Raw genomic sequence first — 7,631 nt, forward strand, 5'->3', positions numbered from 1 at the left:
GGGGGCGGGGGGGCGGGAGGCCCCGGGGCGGAGGCGCGGGGGCGGGCCCGTTCGCTCCGGGGCGCGTCCGCGGCCGCCGGGGACGCGAGGGGGCCGGACGGGGTCCCGGCCTCCCCGGGGCGCGGACCGGACCGGGAGGGCGCGGCGGGGCGCCCGGGGGCCGCACCGCGGCGGAGCCGGCGGCTCCGGGGGAACGGGCGGGACGGCCGGCCCTCCCGCGGGCGGGCGAAAGCGGCCGCCCAGGGCGCGTAGGCGAGCAGGAGCGAGCCCGCGAACCATCCCGCGTCCAGCAACTGGCCGGAGCGGTAGCTCTGGTGGAGCAGCGGTGAGGTGAACATGGCGTCGCAGACCACGGTGAGCGCCAGTGCGCCGACCGCGGTGTTGACCGCGGCGCGGTTGGCCGCGGTGCGCCGGAAGTGCAGCGCGAGGACCACGCTCACCAGGGCGATGTCCAGCATCGGGTAGGCCAGTTGGAAGGCCGCGTGGGCGACGCCCTGATCGGCCGCGCCGGCCGTGTGGCCCAGCGCGAGGCTCCAGGAGAGGGTGAGCAGCGAGCCGCCGATCAGCCAGGCGTCGAGCACCAGGCAGACCCAGCCCGCCCCGTTCAGGGGACGCCTGGCCAGCATCAGCAGGCCGAGGATGGCGGGCGGCGCGAAGCAGAGGAAGAAGAAGTCGGCCAGGCTGGGGCGCGGCATCTCCGCACGGAGCACCACCTCGTACCAGCCCCAGACCAGGTTGCCCAGACTGGCCATCGCCGAGGAGAGCGCGAACAGCAGCCAGGCGGGGCGGAACTCGCCCTGCCGGCGGGCGTAGAGGAAGCAGGAGACGGCGGCGGCCGCACCGGCGGCGCTCAGTCCGAAGTCGCCCATCACCATGGCCGTGCGGGGCGACCCCCAGCCGACCGCGGAGCCGACCGCGTAGCCCGCGCAGGCCAGGGTGAGGAGCACCAGCGGCACCGGCGTCACGCCGCGGCGCACGGCGGCCGCCGGCCGGGCCGGGACGGCGAGGGCGGCGGCAGGCCGCGGCTCATGACCCCCGCGGCCTCCGCCGTCGAGCACGGGCGGGGAGAGGGAGGGGGAGATCACCGGGACCTCCCGCAGCCGCCGGGACGCCGGGCGGCGTCCACTCCACGACGGAGGGGCCGGATGTGCGCGGTGGTGCGCCCCGGGCGCCGCCGGCGCCCCAGCGGCCCGGCCTCGCGGACCCCCGCACGGGAGGTCACGGCGCGTCGGGTCCGGACTTTCCCCGAGTGGTACGTCGTGGCGCGGTAGGTCGCGGCGTCGTGAATCCGTCGTCCGCTCCGTCGGCCGTGCATCGCCCGTCGCCCCCCTAGCAGTTCGGTACAGGTCCGTCTCCGGCGCCTCGATGCGGGCGCAGCCCCCGAGTGACGATACACCAGCATCGTCACTCAGGGACATAGTTCATCTACTCTGCGTGATGACGAACGGAGGTTCGGAAACGTTCCGCGTCCGTGGGACAGCGGAGAGTACCCGAGCCGGGTCAGGCCATGCCCCGCCCGCCGGTCGTCAGCATCACATTGCGCAGCGGGCGCCCGTCGGCGAATCGGGACAACTGGTCCACCAGCAGCCTCTTGGCCCTCGGCGCGAACGCGCTGGTGGGTCCGCCCACATGAGGGGTGATCAGGACGCCGGGAGCCGTCCACAGCGGGTGACCGGGCGGCAGCGGCTCGGGGTCGGTGACGTCCAGCGCGGCCCTGATCCGGCCGGTCTCCACCTCGGCGAGCAGGGCCTTGGTCTCCACCACGGGGCCGCGGGCCACGTTCACCAGCAGCGCCCCGTCCTTCATCCGGGCCAGGAACGAGGCGTCCACGAGGTGGCGGGTGGCCTCGGTGAGCGGAGTCAGCAGCACCACCACGTCGGCCTCGGGCAGCAGCTCCGGGAGGTCCGCGAGCGGGTGCACGGGGCCGCGTGCCGCCGTGCGCGCGGAGCGCGCGACGCGCACCACCCGCGCGGGCTCGAACGGAACGAGCCGGTCCTCGACCGCCGAGCCGATCGCCCCGTACCCGACGATCAGCACCGTCCGGTCGGCCAGCGCGGGCCGGAAGCCGCTCGCCCACTCCCCGCGCTCCTGGGCGCGCACGAAGTCGGGGATGCCGCGCAGCTGGGCGAGGATCAGCGCCAGGGTCAGCTCCGCGGTGCTGGCGTCGTGCACCCCCCGGGCGTTGCAGACCTGGACGCCCTCGGGCAGCGAGGAGAGGCCCGGTTCGACATGGTCGATGCCGGCGGAGAGCGTCTGCACCACCTTCACCGAGGTCATGTCCGGCATCGGCCTGGTCCCCACCGCGCCGGGCCTGAGGTACGGCACGACGTAGAACGCGCAGGCGGCCGGGTCCGCCGGGTACTCCTCCCGCCCGTCCCAGAAGCGGTACACAGGACCGTCGGGCAGTCCCTCCAGCTCGTCCTCGCGGTAGGGAAGCCACACTTCAGCAGTCATGCCACCGAGGCTAGGTCAGTGGTGCCGGACGGCAGACGTTAGGTTGGGATCTCGCGGTGGCGGCGGCAGGGCGTGCCTAGGGAGGGTCGGGGGCAGGTGGAGCGCAGGAGGTTGGGCTCGACGACGCTCGAGGTCGGTGCCGTCGGGCTCGGGTGCATGCCGATGAACTGGGGGTACAGCGCCTCGCGGCGGCGCGGCGGCGAATCGCTGCGCGCCGTGCACCGGGCGCTCGACCTCGGGGCCGGTGCGGCACTGCTCGACACGGCCGACATGTACGGGCCGTTCACCAACGAACTGCTGCTGGGCAGGGTGCTGAAGGAGCGCCGCCAGGACGCGTTCGTCTCCACCAAGGTCGGCCTGCTGGTCGGCGAGGGGCACCTGGTCGCCAACGGCCGTCCCGGCTACGTGAAGCGCGCCTGCGACGCCTCGCTGCGGCGGCTGCAGACCGATGTGATCGACCTCTACCAGCTGCACCGGTCCGACCCCGAGGTGCCGGTCGAGGAGACCTGGGGCGCCATGGCCGAGCTGGTGCGCGCAGGCAAGGTGCGCTCGCTGGGCCTGTGCGCGGTGGGCGGCGCCCGCGCGGCCGGCCGCCGGACCGGCGCCCGGCCGTACCTGGGGACGCTGGCGGAACTGAGCCGGCTCCAGCGGGTGTTCCCGGTGACCGCGGTCGAGGCGGAGCTGTCCGTGTGGTCGCGTGAGGCGCTGGACGCCCTGCTGCCGTGGTGCACCGCGCACGGCGTGGGGTTCCTGGCCGCGATGCCGCTGGGCAGCGGTTACCTCACCGGCACGCTCACCCCCGGAGAGGGGTTCGAGCCGGACGACCCGCGGGCCCGGCACCCCCGGTTCACCGCCGAGATGATGGCCGCCAACCAGCCGATCGTGGCCGGGCTGCGCCGGGTCGCCGCCCGGCACGGGGAGGACGTGACCCCGGCGCAGGTGGCGCTGGCCTGGGTGCTGGCGCAGGGACCGCACGTGGTGCCGGTGCCGGGGACGAAGCAGGAGCGCTGGGCCGGCCAGAACGCCGGCGCGGCCGCGCTGCGGCTGACCGCCGAGGACCTGGCGGAGCTGCGGGACCTGCCGGCGGCGCTCGGTTCCTGGGACTGAGCCGGACCTCCGGGACCGGCCCGTCCGGCTCCACCGGCCCGGGACCGGCCGGCCCGGCTCCGGCCCCGCGCGGGAACTTTCGGGGACCGTCCGGTGTAGGACAGGGTGAATGCCGAAACCCGTGCGGCACCGCTCGGCCCCGTGACGTGACCGACCCGACCGAAGGGACCCCCATCGTGCGACGCCCTGTACGAGGTGGAGCCGTGACGGCGGCACTGGCCGCCTCCGCGCTCCTGCTGACGGCCGGCTGTTCCTCGGGCGGCGGGGACGCGGCGCCGTCCCCCTCGGTGAGCGGTGCGACGGCGGACCCGTCGCCGTCGGGGAGCCCGGGCGGGCGGACGCCGCCGGCCAAGGGGTCGGTGGAGGTGGTCCGGACCGTCGCCACCGGGCTGAAGTCGCCGTGGGGCGTGGCGGCGCCGGGGGACGACGCGCTGCTGGTCGCCTCCCGCGACGAGGGGACCATCACCCGCGTCGACACCCGGAACGGGAGGAAGACCGAGGTCGGCGAGGTGCCGGGGGTGGCCCCGGAGGGCGAGGGCGGACTGCTCGGCATCGCCCTGTCGCCCGATTTCTCCTCGGACCACTACCTGTACGCCTACTTCACCTCCGCCTCCGACAACCGGATCGTGCGGATGCTGTACCGCCCGGACCGGCCGGCGGGCGAGCAGCTGGGCGAGCCGGACGTGGTGTTCCGGGGCATCCCCAAGGCCTTCGTGCACAACGGCGGGCGGATCGCGTTCGGTCCGGACGGGCTGCTGTACGTCGGCACCGGCGAGGCGGGGGACGAGCCGCTCTCGCAGGACCGCGATTCGCTCGGCGGCAAGATCCTGCGGCTGACCCCGGAGGGCGAGCCCGCGCCGGGCAACCCGTTCCCGGACTCCCCCGTCTTCTCGTGGGGCCACCGGAACGTGCAGGGTCTGGCCTTCGACGGCGAACAGCGCCTGTTCGCCGCCGAGTTCGGGCAGGACACCTGGGACGAGGTGAACCACATCGTGCCGGGCGGCAACTACGGCTGGCCCGAGCAGGAGGGCAAGGGCGGCGGCGGGGAGTTCCGCGACCCGCTCGCCCAGTGGAGCACCGACGAGGCGTCGCCCAGCGGCCTGGCGTACGCCGAGGGTTCGCTGTGGGCGGCCGGGCTGCGGGGCGAGCGGCTGTGGCGGATCCCGCTGGACGGCACCAGGGCGTCGGCGGAGCCGCAGTCGTTCCTGGAGGGGAAGTACGGGCGCCTGCGGACGGTGCTCGCGGCGGGCGGGGACCGCCTGTGGCTGGTCACGTCCAGCACGGACGGGCGCGGGGAGCCGCGCGACGGCGACGACCGGGTGCTGGAGCTGCGGGTCGGCTGACCGTCGTGCCGCGGGGCGGCGGACGGACCGGCCGGGCGGGCGGTTCCGCCGGCTCCGTCACGTCCCCCGCGGCAGGTGGCCGTACAGGAAGGTCCGCACCCCGCCGGCGATCAGCGCTTCGCGCTCGGCCTCCGGGAGGGGGACGGCGCCGTGGTGGGTGCGGCTGCCGATCTCGGTGCCGGTGAGCAGCAGGAAGTGCAGGGCGGCCTGTTCGGGGTCGGGGGCCTCGAACCAGCCCTCCTCGGCCAGTTCGCGGAAGCGCTCGGCGAGCGCCGCGCGGGAGCGGTCGGGCCCGTTGGCGCGCCAGGTCTCCAGGAACCCGGACGGCAGCCGTCCCGCCTCGGCCTGCATCTGGCGCACCACCGCGAAGTGCTCCGGGTGGAGGGACTTGGGCTCCTGCCAGGCGCGGGCGAAGGCCGCCAGGTCCGCCTCCAGGTCGGTGACCTTGTGGAGCCTGCGGTCGATGGCGTCGACCTGCGCCTGGACCACCCGCCGCGAGCCTTCGAGCAGCACGGTGCGGAACAGCTCGGCCTTCCCTCCGGGGAAGTGGTTGTAGATCGTGCGGGTGGAGACCCCGGCCTCCTGCGCGATGGCGTCGATGCCCGCGCGGGCGTAGCCCTCCTGCCCGAACACCCTGGTGGCGCCCTCCACGATCGCCTGCCACTTTCCGGTCCGCCGCTCGTCCACCAGGCCCGTCCTTCCGCCGCCGTCGCCCGCCCTACGGTAGCCGCCGCCCGGCGGATTACAACAGCCGTTGCATTTCCTGCAATTGCCGTTGTACTTTCGGGTCATGACTCCTCTCTCCTCAGCTCCGTTACGTGTCGTCGTCCTGACCGGCTCCACCCGGGAGGGCCGGTTCGCCCCCGTGGTCACCGACTGGTTCCTGCGGGTGGCGGGCGAGCGGGACGACCTCACCCTCGACCCGGCCGACCTCGCCGACCACCCGGGCGGCGAGGGCCTCTCGGAACGGCTCGCCGCCGCCGACGCCTTCGTGGTCGTCACGCCGGAGTACAACCACAGTTTCCCGGCGCCCCTGAAGCAGGCGATCGACCGGTACCGCGACGAATGGCAGGCCAAGCCGGTCGGTTTCGTCTCCTACGGCGGTTTCGCCGGCGGGCTGCGCGCCGTCGAGCAACTGCGCCAGGTGTTCGCGGAGTTGCACGCGACGACCGTCCGCGACACGGTCAGCTTCCACCTCGCGTGGGAGCGGTTCGACGCGGACGGCTCCCCGCACGACCCCACCGTCCCGGAGGGGGCGGCCAAGGCGATGCTGGACCAGCTGGTCTGGTGGGGACGCGCCTTGCGGGCCGGACGGGCGGCCGTGCCGTACCGGGCGGGCTGACCCGGTGGCCCTCACCGTGCGGCGGCGGCCCGGCCGGGCCGCCGCCCCCCTTCCCGCCGTACCCCGGCAGGTCCTGGCGATGGCCGCCGTACTGGTGCTGGGGTCGTTCATGACCGTCCTCGACCTGACCATCGTCAACGTCGCCCTGCCCCCTCTGGGGTCGTCGTTCGGCAGTCCGCTGTCCGTGGTGCAGTGGGTGGTCACCGGCTACACCCTGGCGCTGGCCGCCGTCCTCCCGGTCACCGGCTGGGCGGTGGACCGCTGGGGCGGCCGGCGGGTGTTCCTGGTCTCCGTGGCGCTGTTCACCGCGGGGTCGGGCCTGTGCGGCGTCGCCTGGGACACCGGGTCGCTGATCGCCTTCCGGGTGGTGCAGGGGGCGGGCGGCGGACTGATCGTGCCGGTGGCCATGACCCTCCTGCTGCGCGCCGTCCCGGCGGAGCGCAAGGGCACGGCGATGGCGGTCCTGAGCGTCCCGGTCCTGATCGGCCCCATGGCCGGACCGGTGCTCGGCGGCATCCTCACCGACGCCTTGTCCTGGCGGTGGATCTTCCTGGTCAACCTGCCGGTGGGCGCCCTCACCCTGGTGCTGGGCGCCCGGCTGGTCCCGGGCGGGGACCGGGACCCGGTACGCCGCCCGCTGGACCTGGTGGGCCTGCTCACCCTCTCCCCCGGCCTGGCCGCCTTGCTCTACGGGCTGACGGTGGCGGGTGAGGGCGGCTCGCCCGTCTCGCCCGGCGCGCTGCTGCCGGTGCTCGCGGGCGGCGCGCTGGTGGCCGCCTTCGTGGTCCGGGCGCTGCGGGCGGACCGGGGGCCGCGGGCGGGCCGGCCGCCGCTGCTCGACCTGCGGCTGTTCTCCCGGCCCGCGTACGGCCGGGCCGTGGCCGCCATGGTGCCGTTCTCGGCCGCCTACTTCGGGCTGCTGATGGCCGTACCGCTGTACTGGCAGCAGGAACGCGGGCTGAGCGGGACCGCGACCGGGCTGCTGATGGCGCCGCAGTTCCTCTGCAGCGGCACCGTGATGCAGCTCTCGGGCCGGATCGCCGACCGGCTCCCGGCCCGGCGGCTGGCGTTGCCCGGGGCGCTCCTGGCCGCGTCCGCGTACCTGGCCGTCGCCCTCATGGCGGGCGGCACGGGCGTGCCGCACGGCTGGGTGGTGGCCGCGCTCGGCCTGCTGGGGGTGGGCGTCGGGCTGGTCAACATGCCGCTGATGACGGCCGCCACCCGCGGGTTGTCCGGTCCGGAGACGGCCGGGGGCACCACCGCGCTGAACGTGGTGAGCCGCCTCGCCGCCGGTGCCGGGACGGCCCTGTTCGCCCTGCTCCTGTCGGTCACGGACGGCTTCGGGACGACCTTGCTGTGCGGGGCCGGACTGATGGCGCTGACCG

The 7,631-nt window shown here is 75.2% G+C and carries 6 protein-coding genes and 1 pseudogene; 4 read left to right on the plus strand and 3 right to left on the minus strand.

Annotated features, from left to right (window positions below; translation table 11 throughout):
* Both A2U95_RS05415 and A2U95_RS05420 read right to left on the minus strand, forming a co-directional pair.
* Positions 1–1,085, minus strand: a pseudogene (locus A2U95_RS05415) (phosphodiesterase); the annotation flags it as partial.
* Positions 1,086–1,500: 415 nt separating this feature from the next.
* Positions 1,501–2,454 carry a 2-hydroxyacid dehydrogenase gene (locus A2U95_RS05420; protein ID WP_166021075.1) on the minus strand — a complete coding sequence of 318 codons (954 nt, stop codon included), beginning with the start codon at positions 2,452–2,454 and terminating at the stop codon, positions 1,501–1,503.
* 96 nt (positions 2,455–2,550) lie between these two features.
* On the opposite strand from A2U95_RS05420, the gene A2U95_RS05425 reads away from it, so the two are divergent.
* Positions 2,551–3,561 (plus strand): aldo/keto reductase, encoded by a 1,011-nt coding sequence (locus A2U95_RS05425; RefSeq protein ID WP_166021076.1) that lies wholly within the window; start codon positions 2,551–2,553, stop codon positions 3,559–3,561.
* Positions 3,562–3,764: 203 nt separating this feature from the next.
* Positions 3,765–4,904, plus strand: coding sequence for a PQQ-dependent sugar dehydrogenase (locus tag A2U95_RS05430; RefSeq protein ID WP_166021077.1), 1,140 nt, complete (start codon positions 3,765–3,767; stop codon positions 4,902–4,904).
* Between the two features lie 57 nt (positions 4,905–4,961).
* On the opposite strand, the gene A2U95_RS33340 is transcribed toward A2U95_RS05430, so the two are convergent.
* A complete protein-coding gene (locus A2U95_RS33340) occupies positions 4,962–5,696 on the minus strand; it encodes a TetR/AcrR family transcriptional regulator (protein ID WP_166021078.1) in 735 nt (244 codons plus the stop codon).
* On the opposite strand from A2U95_RS33340, the gene A2U95_RS05440 reads away from it, so the two are divergent.
* Positions 5,695–6,246, plus strand: a complete 552-nt coding sequence (locus tag A2U95_RS05440; protein ID WP_166021079.1) for an NADPH-dependent FMN reductase — start codon at positions 5,695–5,697, stop codon at positions 6,244–6,246. The genes A2U95_RS33340 and A2U95_RS05440 overlap by 2 nt on opposite strands.
* Positions 6,247–6,250: 4 nt before the next feature.
* The coding region (locus A2U95_RS05445; RefSeq protein ID WP_166021080.1) for a DHA2 family efflux MFS transporter permease subunit at positions 6,251–7,631 on the plus strand (1,381 nt) is incomplete at its 3' end.

It is taken from the genome of Streptomyces chilikensis, assembly GCF_001642695.1.
In the GTDB taxonomy this organism is placed as follows: domain Bacteria; phylum Actinomycetota; class Actinomycetes; order Streptomycetales; family Streptomycetaceae; genus Streptomyces; species Streptomyces chilikensis.